General features: G+C 46.5%; 16 protein-coding genes. 7 read left to right on the top strand and 9 right to left on the bottom strand.

The window, feature by feature from the left end; all coding sequences use genetic code 11:
• Nucleotides 1-8: 8 nt before the first annotated feature.
• A complete protein-coding gene (locus tag BLS15_RS15685) occupies nt 9-1,175 on the top strand; it encodes a GGDEF domain-containing protein (RefSeq protein ID WP_021253198.1) in 1,167 nt (388 codons plus the stop codon).
• A gap of 73 nt (nt 1,176-1,248) precedes the next feature.
• Here BLS15_RS15685 and BLS15_RS15680 read toward each other — a convergent pair whose 3' ends face one another.
• Both BLS15_RS15680 and BLS15_RS15675 read right to left on the bottom strand, forming a co-directional pair.
• Nucleotides 1,249-2,010 (bottom strand): ABC transporter permease, encoded by a 762-nt coding sequence (locus BLS15_RS15680; protein ID WP_021253199.1) that lies wholly within the window; start codon nt 2,008-2,010, stop codon nt 1,249-1,251.
• Nucleotides 2,007-2,936, bottom strand: coding sequence for an ABC transporter ATP-binding protein (locus BLS15_RS15675; RefSeq protein ID WP_028533872.1), 930 nt, complete (start codon nt 2,934-2,936; stop codon nt 2,007-2,009). Before BLS15_RS15675 ends, BLS15_RS15680 begins: the two co-directional genes overlap by 4 nt.
• A 327-nt stretch (nt 2,937-3,263) precedes the next feature.
• Between BLS15_RS15675 and BLS15_RS15670 the strand changes: the two genes are divergently transcribed.
• A complete protein-coding gene (locus BLS15_RS15670; RefSeq protein ID WP_090512392.1) occupies nt 3,264-4,679 on the top strand; it encodes an RsmB/NOP family class I SAM-dependent RNA methyltransferase in 1,416 nt (471 codons plus the stop codon).
• A 189-nt stretch (nt 4,680-4,868) separates the two neighbouring features.
• On the opposite strand, the gene BLS15_RS15665 is transcribed toward BLS15_RS15670, so the two are convergent.
• Nucleotides 4,869-5,666, bottom strand: a complete 798-nt coding sequence (locus BLS15_RS15665) for a Cof-type HAD-IIB family hydrolase (protein ID WP_021253202.1) — start codon at nt 5,664-5,666, stop codon at nt 4,869-4,871.
• A gap of 114 nt (nt 5,667-5,780) precedes the next feature.
• On the bottom strand, nt 5,781-6,527 hold the full coding sequence (locus BLS15_RS15660; RefSeq protein WP_036590710.1) for a pseudouridine synthase: 747 nt from the start codon (nt 6,525-6,527) through the stop codon (nt 5,781-5,783).
• 299 nt (nt 6,528-6,826) lie between these two features.
• Here BLS15_RS15660 and BLS15_RS15655 point away from each other — a divergent pair, with 299 nt between their 5' ends.
• From BLS15_RS15655 to BLS15_RS15645, 3 genes are read left to right on the top strand one after another with little or no spacing between them, the layout of a single operon-like run.
• A complete protein-coding gene (locus tag BLS15_RS15655; RefSeq protein WP_051614223.1) occupies nt 6,827-7,582 on the top strand; it encodes an ABC transporter ATP-binding protein in 756 nt (251 codons plus the stop codon).
• Nucleotides 7,579-8,967 (top strand): ABC transporter permease, encoded by a 1,389-nt coding sequence (locus BLS15_RS15650; RefSeq protein ID WP_028533869.1) that lies wholly within the window; start codon nt 7,579-7,581, stop codon nt 8,965-8,967. Before BLS15_RS15655 ends, BLS15_RS15650 begins: the two co-directional genes overlap by 4 nt.
• A gap of 59 nt (nt 8,968-9,026) precedes the next feature.
• Complete coding sequence (locus tag BLS15_RS15645; RefSeq protein ID WP_021253206.1) at nt 9,027-10,124, top strand: efflux RND transporter periplasmic adaptor subunit; 1,098 nt, start codon at nt 9,027-9,029, stop codon at nt 10,122-10,124.
• A 122-nt stretch (nt 10,125-10,246) separates the two neighbouring features.
• On the opposite strand, the gene BLS15_RS15640 is transcribed toward BLS15_RS15645, so the two are convergent.
• Nucleotides 10,247-11,593 carry a hemolysin family protein gene (locus BLS15_RS15640; protein ID WP_021253207.1) on the bottom strand — a complete coding sequence of 449 codons (1,347 nt, stop codon included), beginning with the start codon at nt 11,591-11,593 and terminating at the stop codon, nt 10,247-10,249.
• A gap of 290 nt (nt 11,594-11,883) precedes the next feature.
• On the opposite strand from BLS15_RS15640, the gene BLS15_RS15635 reads away from it, so the two are divergent.
• Entirely contained in the window at nt 11,884-12,264 is a 381-nt protein-coding gene (locus tag BLS15_RS15635; RefSeq protein WP_139170672.1) for a hypothetical protein, read from the top strand.
• Between the two features lie 108 nt (nt 12,265-12,372).
• On the opposite strand, the gene BLS15_RS15630 is transcribed toward BLS15_RS15635, so the two are convergent.
• The 3 genes from BLS15_RS15630 to BLS15_RS15620 all read right to left on the bottom strand — a co-directional run bounded on the left by BLS15_RS15630 (nt 12,373) and on the right by BLS15_RS15620 (nt 14,764).
• Complete coding sequence (locus BLS15_RS15630; RefSeq protein WP_021253209.1) at nt 12,373-12,795, bottom strand: DUF309 domain-containing protein; 423 nt, start codon at nt 12,793-12,795, stop codon at nt 12,373-12,375.
• Nucleotides 12,792-13,601, bottom strand: coding sequence for a GTP diphosphokinase (locus BLS15_RS15625; RefSeq protein ID WP_021253210.1), 810 nt, complete (start codon nt 13,599-13,601; stop codon nt 12,792-12,794). The genes BLS15_RS15630 and BLS15_RS15625 overlap by 4 nt, the downstream gene beginning before the upstream one ends.
• 68 nt (nt 13,602-13,669) lie before the next feature.
• The gene (locus tag BLS15_RS15620) at nt 13,670-14,764 is read right to left on the bottom strand and encodes a quinone-dependent dihydroorotate dehydrogenase (protein WP_175460790.1); all 1,095 of its coding nucleotides are present in this window, start codon (nt 14,762-14,764) and stop codon (nt 13,670-13,672) included.
• Nucleotides 14,765-15,033: 269 nt separating this feature from the next.
• Between BLS15_RS15620 and BLS15_RS29035 the strand changes: the two genes are divergently transcribed.
• The gene (locus BLS15_RS29035) at nt 15,034-15,171 is read left to right on the top strand and encodes a hypothetical protein (RefSeq protein WP_175460785.1); all 138 of its coding nucleotides are present in this window, start codon (nt 15,034-15,036) and stop codon (nt 15,169-15,171) included.
• 99 nt (nt 15,172-15,270) lie between these two features.
• Here BLS15_RS29035 and BLS15_RS15615 read toward each other — a convergent pair whose 3' ends face one another.
• Nucleotides 15,271-16,722, bottom strand: a complete 1,452-nt coding sequence (locus tag BLS15_RS15615; protein WP_090512387.1) for a L,D-transpeptidase — start codon at nt 16,720-16,722, stop codon at nt 15,271-15,273.
• Nucleotides 16,723-16,741: the final 19 nt, after the last annotated feature.

The raw sequence follows: 16,741 nt of genomic DNA, 5'->3' as shown, positions 1-16,741 counted from the left end.
TGTCATTCATGACTCATTTGGCTAATTCCCTTTCTGAAGTGAACAATGTGATGGGATCAGTGTCTTCCTGTATCCTTTACATTACATTTATTATGATTCTGATGGCGATTCGTCTTTATATCCGTCAGCGATCACCAGCATATATTTTGCTCGTTATCTCCTTATTCCTTATGGCGGCGGAACGTCTGATTGATGTGATTCGTCTGCCATTGCTGGAGTGGAACCCTCATATTTATAACTGGTTTGTCGGTGGCGCGACCTTGCAAGCGTTTTCCTTTGTTCTCGTGAACATGGCGATATACCGGCTCTACAAGAGGCCTACTCGAGGATATCGTGTTCGCTTCTCAGCAATGCTGCTGGTCATCCCAATTGCGACGATGCTGTCTATTCCTTTTGACACGAACATCACACCTACCATCGCTAACGCATGGCCACTGCTTCTATATCTTATGTTCGCAACGCTGTTTTGTTATGTGTGGGTAGCACCCAGAATCGGACAGCGTATCACTTATATATGCAGCTTAGCAGCTTACTTTGCCACGATTTTGCTTACATCTATGAATGCCTTGCTGTTTACATACAATAACAATCAGCTGTTCCTGTTGGAACGGCTACTCCCACTCGCCTATTACTCCCTATTGTTCTTCATCTTGTTCGAGCGCGTGGTCGAACTGCTTCATATGACTTATCGCACTTCTATTACGGATGGGTTGACAGGTCTATTCAATCGAAGACATATTATGAAAGTGATGCAGCAATATATCCGCAACGAGTACAAAATTTCATTTATTTTTTGCGATATCGACAATTTCAAGAAAGTCAACGATACATATGGTCATGATCAAGCAGACGAAATCTTGAAGCAAGTGTCTCTGATTATTCGGGAAGAGGTGGAGGACTATGGCGTACCTGGCCGATTCGGAGGCGAGGAACTAGTGGCGCTGATTACGCATCGCAATGCCCGTACCGAGCAAATCGCTGAGTCAATCCGGCATCGCGTAGAACAGGAGACAACGGTAACCCTTAGCATCGGTCATAGTACGCTGCGCAAATATATGACTTCAGATGATATTGTACGAGAAGCGGATCAGGCGATGTACTATTCCAAAACTCATGGCAAAAATCTAGTCACAAATTATCTCCATATCCAGAAAGCCTCGGGCAATATGTCCTAACAATAAACAACGCCTTCTCCTGCATCTCCATGCAAGGGAAGGCATTGTCCGTTGTTCCAGATTGAGCGCTATTCTATTGTACGTCTCTTTTGTTGAAAATGATGAGGGACAAGCCAAGAAGCACGATCATATACACGGCAAAAATCGTAACACTGAAACCGAAGCTCGCTTCTTTAAATGGAAGATTGTCTCCACCGTTGAAATACGGCTGCCAGTTCAAATTCGGGAAAATTAAATACTTGTACCACGGCTTGCCAGAGAAGAAGTATATCCCCGCTCCAACGACTGACTTCATCACAATCGGCACGGTAATTGCCAGACCCAAGCTGCGTGTCAGCACAGCTGCTGTCATCGCAAGCAGTGCATAGAACAGTACATCTGGAATTCGGAAGACGATATCTTTCAATATGGACGCCAGTGTAACATCTGCTGACATGAAGCTGAAGAAGATCATTCCGATCACAACACTGCAAATGACCGTGAATACATACACCGACAACAAGATGAGTACTACAGTAACCATCTTAGAGGTAAGTACCGTTGTGCGGCTTGCCGGTCTTATCAACAACTGCTTAATCGTTCCATCTCGATACTCGTCGGTAACGATTTGTGCAGCGACGACCATGATAAAGATGCCAATGAGGGAACTGAACAAGAAGTTGACGTCGCTCACAAAAGCCATATATGGATATGGATCACTTTTGAAAATAAAGAACCGCATTGCAGCAGCTACAATTAACGTAATAACCGCGATAAACGCGTAAAAATAAGGCACTTGGCGCTTGCTGTTCGCCTTCATCCATTCATTTTGCACAAGGGATACGAAGTATCTCATTCAATACGTCCCCCTTTCGTCATGGACAAGAACGTCTCCTCTAATGTAGGCGCCACTGTGCGCACCTCATAAATGAGAACACCCGCTTGAACGAACTTCTGTACGGCTGTAGGAACCTCGTCATGCATCAGTTCAACTTTAACTGCACTGTCATCCTCTACACTTGCCTTCCAAGCTGTAGATGCCAGCACTTCCATCGCTTTCGCGGCATCGTCGACCACGAAGCGAATTGCCATTGCTTGTGATTGTTCGCCCTCTTCATTCGGATCAAGCGATCGTTCCCCGACAAACTTACCGTTCTGAATGATGAGCACTCGATCACACATGAGTTCAATCTCAGACAATAAGTGACTGGATACGAGAATCGAGATATTTTCCTTCTTCGCGAGATGGCGCAAATAATCACGCAGTTCACGTATACCGGCTGGATCTAGACCATTCGTAGGTTCATCCAATATCAAAATGGATGGGTTATGAAGCAGAGCCTGCGCAACACCCAGCCTTTGGCGCATCCCTAGGGAGTACGTCTTAACTTTCTTGTCCAGCGCATTTTCCAAATCTACCAGCTTCACAATTTCCTTAATGCGCTCCTCCGTAATCGGCTTCCCGCTCATACGTACGAAGTGCTGCAAATTTTTGCGTCCGGTCATAAATTTGTAAAGCTCTGGGTTTTCGACAATCGCGCCAACATGAGCCATCGCCTTCGCGCGGTCGGTTCGAATATTATGCCCCTCTATTACAATATTTCCAGAAGTCATCGACATCAGGCCGACCATCATCCGGATCGTCGTCGTCTTCCCTGCTCCGTTCGGGCCAAGGAATCCATATACTTCACCGCGACGTACACTGAATGACAAATCATCGATAATCGTTTTTCCTTTTATCTTTTTCGTGACGTTTTGTAGTTCAACAACGACATCATTCACCATTCATCCGCTCCTTTCTCCTGTCTTACCTGGTTGTTCTCGTAGATGCGTATCTCTAGCTTCCCCTAGTCAAATTGTATCCATGAGTTGATCTTTCCAACCCCGAATCCTACCACATACTCCATACGTACAAGCTTACTATGACGTTTCGCAAAAGTGTCTTACATTATTGTAACCTGTACCTCCAATCACTACTAGAAAATCACAATGATGAATAAGAGATTTCATGCGGTTATTCCCTAAAGATTCAACGTTGCATCGAAGGCCAGCAGTCCGGTAAACTATACAATGCTGATTACTTATACCCATTCGGAAAGGAGCTGTAACATGTCCCTAGAAAAAACAAACTACTCATTACCTCAAGCTTATATTGAGCAGATGAAGCAGATGCTCCCTAAGGATGGGGATGCATTTTTGCAAAGCTATACAGAGCCGCGAACCTTCGGACTGCGTGCCAATCCCGTGAAGTGGCTGACACATCCTGACGCTCGCTCGCGCTCAGAGAAGCTATTCCAGCTGCGCCCCGTGCCTTGGTGCGAAGAAGGATACTATTACGAAGAGAGCTCGCGTCCTGGCAAGCACCCGTATCATGCAGCAGGCTTCTATTATATTCAAGAGCCCTCTGCAATGTCTGCAGTAAGCCTGCTTGATCCACAGCCAGGCGAATTCATCTTGGATTTGGCCGCTGCGCCTGGAGGGAAATCTACCCACATTGCAGGACGGATGCGAGGTGAAGGTGTCCTCATCTCCAATGAGATTCATCCACAGCGCGCCAAAATATTAGCCGAAAATATTGAGCGAATGGGGATCCCCAACACGATCGTCACCCAATCCGATCCACATGCGTTAGCCGCTAAGTTCCCGCAAGCCTTCGATCGGATTATGCTCGATGCCCCATGCTCGGGTGAAGGCATGTTTCGTAAAGATAACGATGCTATCAAGGAGTGGTCTCCTGAGCATGTTGCCATGTGCGCAGCACGGCAATGGGATATTATTCAGGCAGCAGTTACGATGTTGAAGCCCGGCGGGACGATTGCCTATTCCACCTGCACTTTCAACCATCAGGAAAATGAAGGGATCATTGAAAAATGGCTTCAGCATTACGACCAGTTCAAGTTGATTCGCATGGAGCGAATTTGGCCTCATCACTCTGAAGGAGAAGGACATTTTGTAGCCGTGTTGCAGCTACAGGAGGGCGACTCGGAATCAATTGCTTCCACTAGCTCTACTAGCCGTCGCGGCAAGACTGCCCGCAAGGGAGGTGGAACCCGCTCCAACGAAGCGCAGACGGCATTTACACAGTTTGAGGCTTGGATGAAAGAGTTCCTACCTGGGATTCACTTGCCGCAAGGAATGCCCTTGCTGTTCGGGGAAGAACTCTATTGGCTGCCGCAGGGCAATGAATCAGCTGTTCAAGCACTACGAAGTGGAGAGACACTCCAAGGGCTCCGCATCCCTCGTGCCGGTCTGCATCTCGCTCATATACGCAAGAATCGTATTGAGCCCGCCCATGCACTCGCGATGTTCTGCGGTTCTTCAGAGGTAGCTGCTCAATCCATCTCATATGATGTGGAAGATCCGGCCGCGGAAGCCTATTTGCGAGGTGAAGCTCTGCTTCTTGAAGGAGAAAATGCGAATCTGAAGGGATGGACACTTGTCGCAATAGACGGATTGCCAATTGGCTTCGGCAAAGCATCAGGCGGCCAGTTAAAGAATCATTATCCAAAAGGATTGCGCAAATAAAGTAGACTACCTTACAAGAACAGCTTCATGCAAATAAAAAAACCACTGATCTTGCACAATAGAATGCTCCTGAGAGAAGCTTCGATTGTGCAAGGACAGTGGTTCACATGAGTGAATCATTGCATGGGTACTCGCACGGAACCAATTCCAGCATAGCTCCAGTACAATTTCCTCTAGGGCTGGGTGCAGCTATTTACAATACTTAAGCAGAGTTGCCGCCACTCCATCCTCGTTGTTCGACAGTGTGACTTCCTGTGCAGCAGCCTTTACTTCAAGAGGAGAATTGTCCATAGCCACGCCCAAGCCAGCGAATTGAATCATCGTCATATCATTATAATAGTTGCCGATAGCCAATACCTGCTCACGAGGTACGCCGCGCATAGCAGCAAGCTGCTTGAGTGCATTTCCCTTCGTTGCATCCTTGTGCATAATATCGATAAAGTAGTCTCCTGAGCGAATAAAGTTGTGCTCATGTGTCCATTGATTCAATTCATGTTCCACTCGATCCATCTCATCCTTTTGCCCGCTCATCGTCAGCTTCACAGGAGCATCAGTCAAGCCCGTCCAACCTGGGAACTGCTTCGGCTCAATCAGGAATTGACGGTATAGATCCAGCATCTCCGGGGTCAACTCGTTCAGCTTGTCCACATAGAGATCAAAAGCTGTATTGATATCGAAGTGAACTCCGTTCTCACGGCAATATTGAATATAAGGCTCCAAGCCAGCGCTCGGGATATCGAAGCGGTGGAGCACTCTGCGCCCTTCTGAAGCAATGGTAGCTGCACCATTATGGGTAATGACAACACCCTCTAGTCCGATTTGCTCTAAATAAGGAAGCGTACTGATCGGACTTCTTCCCGTACACAGCACAATCTCCATACCTTGTGCCGCAGCCTTGCGAATCGCCTCCGCATTCGCGCTGGACAGCGTATGATCGTCATGAAGCAGAGTTCCATCCATATCTAAAGCCACGATGCGATAATTCATCACTGATTTCTCCCTCTCATCTCTATCTTCTGTATCGTATGAACAGTATGATATTCGTAAGTGTAAAGCAGTCCTAGCCAGTTGTTGCTATGGTTAGTATTGCTGATATTGTTGCTATTGCTGCTGTCGTTGGAGCAAGGTAAGCTCTTCTTCCGTACACTCTCTCCACTGACCGAGCTTAAGAGCCGAATCCAATTCCAGTTCGCCCATTCGAATTCGCTTCAAATAAATGACTTGCTTGCCGACTGACTCGAACATTCGTTTCACCTGATGAAACTTTCCTTCTGTAATCGTCAGTTCGATGAAGGAGTGTACGGTTCCATCGGATTGCTCCTCATGGCCACGTATGACAAGATGAGCTGGCTTCGTCACATATCCATCATCCAGCTCTACTCCTTGTTGAAATGCTTCTCCATCCTTGCTGTCAACCCGTCCTCTAACGGTAGCCACATAGGTCTTCGGGACGTGCTTCTTCGGAGACAGCAGTTCATGCGCCAGCTTGCCGTCATTTGTAAGCAGCAGCAAGCCCTCTGTATCTTTGTCCAGCCGGCCTACTGGGAAAGGCTCGAAGTGCCGCAGCTCTTCAGGGAGCAGATCAATCACCGTCCGTTCCCGTATATCTTCCGTAGCAGATATTACGCCTTGCGGCTTATTCAACATAATATATACAAATTCACGATAGCGAATCTGTTCGCCATCCAGCAGCACTTCATCTGCATCGGGATCCACCTGCAAGCCGCTGTCCTTAATTACCCGTCCATTGACTTGAATTAGGCCAATCTTCGCCCATTTTTTAATCTCTGAGCGACTGCCGCAGCCCATATGCCCTAATAGTTTGTCCAGCCTTATCTTTTTTGCCACCGCATGCTCACCTCCATGCTGCACGGTGTGCTTGTGTTCATTCTTCGCTCCTATCTTCTCGTATTGCATTGTGCACAAGCTATTCTGAGCCGTGCTCTTACAGCATACCATGCCAGCTGCGCATATCACAACGAATCGACATCTCATCGATTTAGGTGACAGCATTCTCCCTCCCCCTTACAATATTGTCACAATGCAGTCAAGAGAGAAACTTTCCCTTATAATCATCGTATGGAACACTGTTATGCGCTGGATCGATACATATTTAATCGAAGAAGTAGATAGAAAGGAGGAGCCGAATGTTACGTGTCGAAGGCCTATCACACTCATTTAAGAACGGCCCCGAAACCACCCAAGTACTGCATTCCATCAATTTCGAAGTGAAGCGCGGCGAGATGGTTGCACTGCTCGGCAGCTCAGGTTCTGGTAAGTCAACATTGCTTAACTTAATGGCAGGCTTAATGAAGCCAACTGAAGGAAGCATCTATATTGCAGATCAGGACATTGTGAAACTTAACGAGAACTCACTCGCTGAATTTCGACGCAAGCACATCGGATTCATTTTTCAAGCGTATGAGCTAATAGCCAATTTAACTGTACGTGAAAATGTAGAGCTCCCGCTTATTTTTCAAGGAATTCGTCCATCGGAGCGGAAACAAAAATCGCTGCGCCTGCTTGAACAAGTCGGTATTCCTGACAAGGCTGAGCTGTTCCCTTCCCAATTGTCTGGTGGACAGCAGCAGCGTGTCAGTATTGCACGCTCTCTTATTACCGAGCCATCGGTTATTTTTGCGGACGAGCCTACCGGTAATTTGGATACACGTACAGAAGAAGAAATCATTGCAATCCTGAAAAACTTGAACGAAACCGTCGACACCACCTTCATCATCGTTACCCACGAAATGGAAGTGGCTGAACAAACGAAGCGGATTATTACGTTGAAGGACGGCGTACTGATCGAAGATGGATCGCGCACACGCGTGAGTTCGATAACAGCAGAAGAAGCTGTTCCGGAGGAAAAAATCCTTCAGCCCGTTGGAGGTGAGCAGTCGTGAGAGTACGAGACTACCTCCATCTTTCATGGGATCAGTTGAAGAGACGGAAGGTCGTAACCGGATTATGTGCAGCGGGAATATCAATTGGCTGTGCCGCTATTATTATTGCGATGAGTGTCGGAGAATCTGCACAGACGTTTGCAGAGAAACAGTTGAACACGTACTTGAAAATGGACGAGATTACGGTAACACCAAATACCGGGGTCAGCCAAGGTGGAAATCAAGGAAAAAACAGCGGACAGCAGGCAAAAGGTGCGGATGACGAGAGTATTGAGCGCGGAAAGATTACAGCCCAGAAAATTGAGGTCATTCGCAACATCCCTCATGTCAAGGCTGTTGCGCCATTCCAGCAATTCGGCTATTTGGAAATGTATACGATGGATGATCGTCGGACTGGAATTGAGGTATTTGCGACAGAGCTCAATTCGTTAACTGAATTTGACAATAAGTTTATGCAGGGATCCCCTTCAGACCTTGATGGTACCGTCGTATTGAGCTATGGAGCCACTCTCGGACTTATTGACCAAGAGACGATGGATAACCTGATGGAGCAATTGTCGAACAATCCGTACGACGACTCCTTGATGGAGCAGTATAACAACCTAAACCGTATTCCTACAGCGATGTATCAACGTCAACTTCGGCTCAAGACGATGCTGATGAACGGGGATAGCAAGACCTATATGAGCTCCCCGCTTCGCGTGTCTGCTGTATTGAAGAAGCCAAACGGTGTAAGTGAGAATCAGGTAGCTTACGATAAGAAGCTGTACGTATCTCTTGAAACCGGAAAAATGCTGATGCAGGAGTTGCACATGAATGACGGCAGTACAGAACAAGGTACATACAACAATGTCATCGTAAAAGTAGACGACCAAGCAAATGTAGAACAAGTTGAGAAGCAAATTAAAAAGTTAACGTTAAACACGCAAACAAACCTCCATCAAAAGGATCGACTGCAGGAGAACTTCGCAATCGTCAAGACGATTGCACTTGGAATCGGCATTTTCGTTCTGTTCATCGCCTCAATCTCGATTGTGGTGGCAATGACAATGTCCACGTATCAACGCCGCCGCCAAATCGGCATTATGAAGGTGCTCGGTGCGAATCTAAGACAGATTCGCAACATGTTCATCATTGAGGCGGCACTGCTCGGATTGGTTGGTGGATTGATTGGCGTTATGCTGTCCTACTGGATCGTATGGGGCATTAACGGGGTTACAGCAAGTACAATGTCCGAGAGTACGGGGGATGCGATTATCTTCATCTCCTACTCTAATATTCCGATCGGAATTACATTTGCAATCGTAACAGGCATTCTGTCGGGCATTTATCCAGCCGTCAGCGCCTCTCGTACCGATGCTCTTACCGCAATTAAGCGCGACTAACAGCCATCATTTTTGCGTTGTCTGTAGAGCTGTTCCACATAGAGGAGGACATTTACCAAATGAAATCGAAAATAAAACCGATATTGAAATGGGCAATTATCATACTTATTTTAGGCGGCATCAGCTTTGGATTGTATCGTTTCGCTAACCCACCACAACCAGAGCTTCCGATGGACAATGCGGGTGCGATCACCTTCCCGGTTACGAAGGAAACACTTGTGAATCATATTGAAGTAAAGGGTAAATCCACATATGAAAAGGAAACGATCGTGTATGCGCCATTCGGTGCAGAAGTGAAGCAATGGGCTGTAAAGGATGGGCAGCAGGTGAAGAAGGGCGAAACTATCTTCCGTCTCGATCCAAGTGTACTGTTGAATGAAATTGCACAAGCTGAAGCTGTAATTCAAAAGCAGAAGCTTGAAACGCAGCTCGCACAATATCAATCCGCGCTAAGCGAAGAAGATCAAGCGCTCCCTTCCACGGAAGCCGAAGTGAAGAAGAAATTCGTCGAGAAAGAAACGGCGAAGCTTCAGCAAGAGCTGAACAATGTAACCATTGATATTCAACGAAAGGAAATCGCTCAGAAGCAGAAGAAGGTAGATGTAGCCAATTATATCGCACCTTCGCCAGGGATTTTCCTATACGATGATCCGAACAAAATTCCACAAGCACTGAAAGAGAATGAACGTGTCGGCAAAATCGTAGAACTGAAGAAATTGCAGCTCGTTACGCTAGTTGGCGAACAGGATGTATTCCGCATTAAGCCTGACATGGCCGTTGAAGTAAAAATGAACGCCATGAAGAACGTCAAGATTAAAGGGAAAGTGCTGAAAGTGTCCAAATTCGCAAAGGCGGTATCCGAGGAACAACGCAATAACAATCAGCCCGCTCAATTTGAAGTCATCATCGGACTCGATGCCAATGAGAACCTGATTGCCGGTCTCAGCCTTACTGGACAAATTGAGACACAACGGAAAGAAAATGCGATCGTTGTGCCAACTGTTGCCGTTATGCGGGAAAAAGAGAGCGTCTTTGTTAATATCGATAAAGGCAATGGCCAAATCGAACGAAAAGAGATAAAAGTTGGTCTCGAAACAAGTGAGAAAACAGAGGTATTGGAAGGATTGAAGGAAGGCGATACGGTCGTGCTGCAATAATCGATGCCAATAAACCTACAAGTTTGTAATTCACAATGAGATCATTCAATATGAGTTCGATAAAATAAAGGAAGCACCCTGCAGAACCGCAAAGAAAGGTTCCGAAGGGTGCTTCTTCTCTATTACAGTGAAGATTGCTCCGCTTGCACATCTTCTTGTTCAAATAACTGATTCCATTGTCCTGATGCGATCTGGACTTTGCGGATTCGATGCTTCTCTCTCTCCAGCACAGTGAATTGAATACCGTTCCATTCGAGCTTAGAGCCCTTCTTGCAATCCGGCATCCGATCGTACAGCCATCCTCCGATAGTATCGATATCCTCGTGCTCAAGCTCAGTGGAGAGCAAGCTATTTACATCCGTAAGCAGCACTTTCCCATCAAATATATAGGTATGCTCATCCAATTGTTCAATTTCAGGGCGTTCTTCCTTGTCAAATTCATCACGGATATCGCCAACGATTTCTTCCAATATATCTTCAATCGTGATCATACCGGATGTTCCACCATATTCATCAATTAGGATCGCCATATGCGTGCTTTCTTTCTGCATTCGCTTAAGGAGCTGATTGATCGGAGTAGACTCCGAAACGGTGAGAACGGGCAGCATGATGTCAGATAGCTTCTTATTAGCCGCTTCATCATATTGCAGGAACAACTGCTTCGTGTTGATCATGCCCACAATGAAATCCTTGCTTCCACGAATAATCGGGTATCGGGTATACTGTTCCCGCTTCATGACTGGAATGCTCTCCTCTACAGGCAGTTCCTCCTGCAAGCAAATCATGTCCGTTCGCGGAACCATAATTTCCTTGGCCAGCAATTCGTCAAATGCAAATATGCGGCTCACATAACCGAATTCCGTTTTATTGATTTTACCGCTTTCATAGCTTTCATTCAGAATTATCTGCAGCTCTTCTTCAGAGTGGGCCTCTTCTTGCTCTTTCGCAGGCTTCAGACCGAACATGCGGATAAATCCATTCGCAGAACTGTTCAACAACCAAATGAACGGGTACATCACTTTGTGGAACCAAATGATCGGTCTAGCGAACAACAAGCTGATCTTCTCCGACTTCTGGATCGCAAGCGTCTTCGGCGCAAGCTCACCAACCACAACATGTAGAAATGTAATGACGATGAATGCAATCAAAAAGGAAAGGATCGAAGCAGCTTGCTGTGGAACAGACAACCACTCAAATACCGGATGAAGCACCTTCTCAATCGAAGGTTCACCGAGCCAACCAAGTCCAAGCGCCGTAATCGTAATTCCCAGCTGGCAGGCGGACAGATATCCATCCAGATTGCTCGTCACTTGCTTGACCGCAAGTGCATTCTTGCGCCCTTCCAGAACCAGTTGATCTACACGGCTGGATCGGATTTTAATAATTGCAAACTCTGTGGCTACAAAAAAGCCGGTAAGGATAATCAGTATTGCTACTAGAATAAAGCTGATACTCGGGGGCAAATCCATTATTTGTCTCCTTTATGAACCAAAATATGAAGCTTATTTCCACATATTATACAGGTTAGCAGAACGGAAAACAAAAGTCTCTACAGTCGGAAATCGACTTCTATCGTTATTGTTATTCCAGTCCTCCAGTAAAATAACATCGGCACGCTTCATTACACGAGCGCATGCTCTCCTGTAAGCTGTAGAGCCAATTTTACATGAAAGTCTCGCATACGGTGTATCCATACAAGCCAGCACATGCAGTTTCACATATATTAATTTTGCAGACCGGCAAGATGGGGGGTGAAGAGATGACGATCTTGTTTAACAGAACGCTGATATTCAACGATTTGGATGAATTGCTTTTAGGCAGAAACACATTTCAACTCGTGCTTCAAAATGGCATTAGTCAAAGTTTATGCGACCTCCACATTCAAACTAAAAATAGCCTTGGAATTCCGCCTATGCTTGCATCATTAAAGATTCAAACAACATTCGAAGCTAAACAATTGGTTCTGACTCCGCCTGTAATATCACTTGATTTGGATTTAACAACGTTCTTTAACACCCACCAATGTATTCCAGTGGGTGGTACCTTCTTATTGACATTGACATTCACCAGAACGTTTTTGCCGGAAGATACACTGCTCATTGGCCCGACGAATTCTCAAGGCATTATTGTTATTGGTTAATTCGTAACGGGATCCGTTTATGTAGAGAAGAACACCATTTAAGGCCTTGCCCCAAAATGGTGTTCTTCTCTTCTTCTAACATCAATATGTCACGATATTCAACTTGTCTTATTCATGTAAGGAAGGCAGCTCGCAGCACTCAATAAGCGCACCGAGCTCCTTATCCACGATTCGAATCGTAAGATCTTGAAATGGAGGCAAACTCGCATCGCAATTGCACAATTTGTCCAAAGTCTCTTCAGAATCGTTACGAAGCTGCTGCAAGTCGATCCCCAATATGATATCTGGATAGGCATCCAGCTTCTGAAGCGCTGCGGTCAGCAGCTTAATCGCTCCAGGACGATTGCCATTCTGGAAATGATGCAGCCCCACTGCTACCTGAAGCAGCCCTTGAAGAAGCGGCTTGCGCCCCTCTTCAAGCCATAACTCTTCCATGACATCATGGCATTGATAATAATCCCGTTCTTCATTGAACAGCTTGATGAACTGAATATACAGCCTGTCATAAGGGAGAGCCGACTCGGTATTCATAGCTGAATATTTCCGTTCTTCTTCGCTCTCTCCAGTGCATTCGTGATCTCTTCCTCTAATTGCTTCAACTCTGTAATATCATCCTTCTCCCATACTTCATTGAAGCGGTTCTGGAATTGAATCGCCTCAGAAATACGGTGGGAATAATACAACTCTTGGATAAAGGACAAGCATTTCTGTACAATCTTCGACTTGTCCTCGAAGCTCTGCTGCGCTACGAGAATTTCCTGACGGATGCTGGACATTTCGTTGTCTAGTACGAACGCCGCCTCAGCCGCTGTCTTCAGACGCAGACGAACCTCCTCAGGCAAGCTGTCCTTATATTTATAATTCAATGAATGTTCAATCGTTGCCCAGAAATTCATGGCCAATGTACGGATTTGGATCTCTCCCAAAATCATTTTCTGGCCGAGCGCCGTTTGAACCGGATATTCGATAATCATATGGAAGCTGCGATAGCCGCTTTCCTTATAATTGGTAATGTAGTCCTTTTCATATACGACCTTCATGTCTTGTCGATTCCGAATCAATTGAGCCACGCGATGAATATCATCGACGAACTGGCACATAATTCGAATCCCAGCGATATCTTCAATTCCCTGCTCCAATTGATTAAGAGGCACCTCGAGGCGCTTTGCTTTCTCAAGGATGCTAGAAATTCTCTTCACCCGACCCGTTACGAACTCGATAGGTGAATATTCTTCTCGCTTCTTTAATTCAGTTCGCAACGTTTTGAACTTGACCTTCAGCTCTTCGACGGCCTGTGCATAAGGCAGCAAAAAATTTCCCCAATCTCTTCCGTCCATTTGTACGCCTCCTGTCCATTCCAACCATTCGTTCAGTGAACCTATGCCGTTTCACTATACGACCATTCTTATCGATGATCAGCCCCGATAGCTTCTGAGATATGCTTGAATCCGTCCTGCTTCATCAGTCGCTTCAAGCCCGAAGCTAGCTCACGGTTAATTCCTGGCCCCTTGTAAATGAGTCCCGTATATATTTCCACCAGACTGGCTCCGGCACGTATTTTCCGGTACGCATCTTCGGCAGTGAATACGCCACCCGACCCTACGATTGGGATGACCCCCTTGGTCATTCGATAGATTTGCGATACGACCTCTGTCGAGCGTTCCGTCAACGGCTTACCGCTCAATCCCCCGTTCTCCAATCGATGGACATGGGTTGCCCCCATCCGTGACAAGGTAGTATTGGTGGCAATTATTCCTGACACTCCACTCTGCACAATCGTCTCGGTCATACTCTCCAATTCACTATCAGATACGTCCGGTGCAATTTTGACGAGAATGGATTTGCTCTGACCATGTGCAGCATTCTGACGATTCATCTCATCAACAACCAGACTGAGCAGTGCCTTCAGCTCATCGCCATGCTGCAGATTCCGCAAGTCAGGCGTGTTCGGCGAGCTGATATTGACGACGAACAAATCCGCAACATTATACATCGTTTGTATGCACTTCAAGTAGTCTTCATGCGCCTTATCATTTGGTGTTGCTTTATTTTTACCGATATTGACCCATACCGGAATTGGTCGATCCTTAATCGCAGCCAATCGCTCGCGCATTGCTTCTGTTCCTTCATTATTGAAGCCCATTCGATTGATTAACGCTTCATCGGGAGGAAGCCGGAACATACGTGGTTTCTCATTGCCAGGCTGTCCCTTCGGCGTGACAGTGCCCACTTCCATAAATCCGAAGCCAATGGATGAGAATCCGCGGACGGCCTCCGCATTTTTATCAAGTCCTGCTGCTAGTCCAATTGGACTGTGGAATGTGAGACCGAACAAAGAGGTCGTCAGGGCCGGATCTGCCTTCACACCATACATCCCACGCATCATGGCAAGTGCACCTGGCACCTTCGTCGCTTTCGCCATGCCACCTATAACCAGGTGATGAGCTTTTTCAGGATCTAATTTGAAAAATACCGGTTTAGCTATGTTGCGATATAACAAAGGTTCCACTCCGTTCATTGTGCCATACATGTAAGCCATGGTTACTGACAACATCGTATAGTTACCGTACCACGCAAGTCTTATTCTCTCAATCACAAGACAATGCGTTGGAGAATTCTTGGCGGGCATAAAAAGGCTCCATGTCCTAGTTTAAAGGTTTCTCGTGCAAAAGAAAAGTACATATGTCAACCAACCTTGACTGGTCAAACCTTACGAAAACGATTACAATAGGCATATAGAAGCTAGAATCGTAAGAAAGGTGATGACCTATGGCAGTGAAACGCAAATCCCCATCTATGCCAGCCAAGCATACTGAAGAAGTAAACAAGAAGGCAATCTATTGGATCGGCGGGGCTATCTTGCTATTTGTCATAATTGTCTCAACGCTGCTTATTGCGAATGGATGAACATGTAATCATAGTTATTTATGGGAAAGAGCCGGATTCCAAGTTATACTTGTGAATTCCGGCTCTTCTTTTTCTTCACAGGTGCGCAAGGATGTTCGATTACAGCCAGCGATATTTCTTGTTCGGATTGTCCTGATGTGGGCTCAATTTGAGCCGGTAGCGGCCCTCCTTATCCGGTACAAGCAGTTCATCGGGCAATATATCAGAGCCGATTACGACCTCTGTCCCCATCGGCACCATATCGAATAATTCTTCAACATCTTCCTTCCCCATCCGTACACAGCCAAGCGACTTATCTCTCCCAATGCTCTCCGGCTCGTTCGTGCCATGGATCGCATATAAGGTATCCGATAAGGTCATTCCCCTGCTGCCAAAATCTCCAGTAGATGACCCGTTTGGATCGACTACCTTTTCAGAAATCCGGAAGGTCCCTAACGGGGTTCGTTTGCCGCCGAGGCCAACTTTATAGTTTCTAACCATTATATTCCCGCTTACAACCGCAAGCCTATGTCGCTTCTTATCTACCAGAATACGCAGGGGCTCTCTGAACGGATCTAACTCATCGCTCCATATCTGATTCAGCGCCTGCTGCTTAGCCTTTTTCGGGGCTGCCTGCTTGGCGTTCTTCATCCGAGCTATAAATGAAGCAGATACTTCTTCATATGCACTTGCAATCTGCGGCGTAATACCGGACACGATATTGTTCGGGTATTTGCCTGCTAGAGCAGCCAATTGCTTCGGCGGTTGATCCTTCGTATGCAAGGCCGCCGTCAGTGCTGACTTCGCCACTAGCCGGTCTACACTCCTAGGCATCCATTGCTGAACAAAGGATTGTGCCTGGGAGCGCTCTGCCTCACATTTGCACTGCTTGCCCTGCAGCGGAGTAATCACGATCCGTCTGCCATCCGAATCGGATGTCAATCGATTGTCGGCACGCAAGGGCGGCTCCCACATCCACCAATTCTGCTGAACACGAATATTCAGCAAATAGTGAACATGACCAGTTCCAGAGGCGAAATGCTCTGTATGCCTCAGGGCTTGACCGAAGGCTGCATTGTCATGTTCAGGAACAAGAATGCCTATCTGAGTAGAGAGAGCAGGGGTACCAACTAGGTGATGATTCCCGGCTCTCGAAGAAGACGTATCATCACCCGCTGCTTCTATTCCCTCATCAGTAATGGCTGGGTGCAATCGGGAAGGCGCATTCACCTCTCCCGCAATCGAGCCGAGTAGAAGGAATACCAAAATTGCTGCCTCCACCCGGTTTCTCACCTTCCGCGGCGAGGACGACACGGTCTGCTGCATTTGCGTTTGCGCCAGCAGTTCCTCTATTTGTTCAGAAGGATGTGGTACATTCTCGAATGCATGATAAATATCCCCCGCTTGCTTAAAGCAGTATTTCGCCTTGCCTTGTTCGCCATTTCGCTCATACTGTTTCCCGAGCAAGTACCAGGCCATCCGATTATCTGGATGCGCCTCAATATATTCTTTCATGTAAGCTTGGTCTTTCTTCGATCCGAGTGGATGATTTCCATCTGATGAAGACGTCAATCACATTCCTCCCTTCAGC

It is taken from the genome of Paenibacillus sp. cl6col, assembly GCF_900102125.1.
Classification (GTDB): Bacteria; Bacillota; Bacilli; order Paenibacillales; family Paenibacillaceae; genus Paenibacillus_B; species Paenibacillus_B suaedae.
Note: the sequence above shows the minus strand (reverse complement) of the source record. Positions and strands in the feature narration are given on the sequence as shown.

Coding starts and splice junctions, on each gene's coding strand:
- BLS15_RS15685 (WP_021253198.1), top strand. CDS start 9: ATGACTCATTTGGCTAATTCCCTTTCTGAAGTGAACAATGTGATGGGA.
- BLS15_RS15680 (WP_021253199.1), bottom strand. CDS start 2,010: ATGAGATACTTCGTATCCCTTGTGCAAAATGAATGGATGAAGGCGAAC.
- BLS15_RS15670 (WP_090512392.1), top strand. CDS start 3,264: ATGTCCCTAGAAAAAACAAACTACTCATTACCTCAAGCTTATATTGAG.
- BLS15_RS15665 (WP_021253202.1), bottom strand. CDS start 5,666: ATGAATTATCGCATCGTGGCTTTAGATATGGATGGAACTCTGCTTCAT.
- BLS15_RS15655 (WP_051614223.1), top strand. CDS start 6,827: ATGTTACGTGTCGAAGGCCTATCACACTCATTTAAGAACGGCCCCGAA.
- BLS15_RS15645 (WP_021253206.1), top strand. CDS start 9,027: ATGAAATCGAAAATAAAACCGATATTGAAATGGGCAATTATCATACTT.
- BLS15_RS15640 (WP_021253207.1), bottom strand. CDS start 11,593: ATGGATTTGCCCCCGAGTATCAGCTTTATTCTAGTAGCAATACTGATT.
- BLS15_RS15635 (WP_139170672.1), top strand. CDS start 11,884: ATGACGATCTTGTTTAACAGAACGCTGATATTCAACGATTTGGATGAA.
- BLS15_RS15630 (WP_021253209.1), bottom strand. CDS start 12,795: ATGAATACCGAGTCGGCTCTCCCTTATGACAGGCTGTATATTCAGTTC.
- BLS15_RS15625 (WP_021253210.1), bottom strand. CDS start 13,601: ATGGACGGAAGAGATTGGGGAAATTTTTTGCTGCCTTATGCACAGGCC.
- BLS15_RS29035 (WP_175460785.1), top strand. CDS start 15,034: ATGGCAGTGAAACGCAAATCCCCATCTATGCCAGCCAAGCATACTGAA.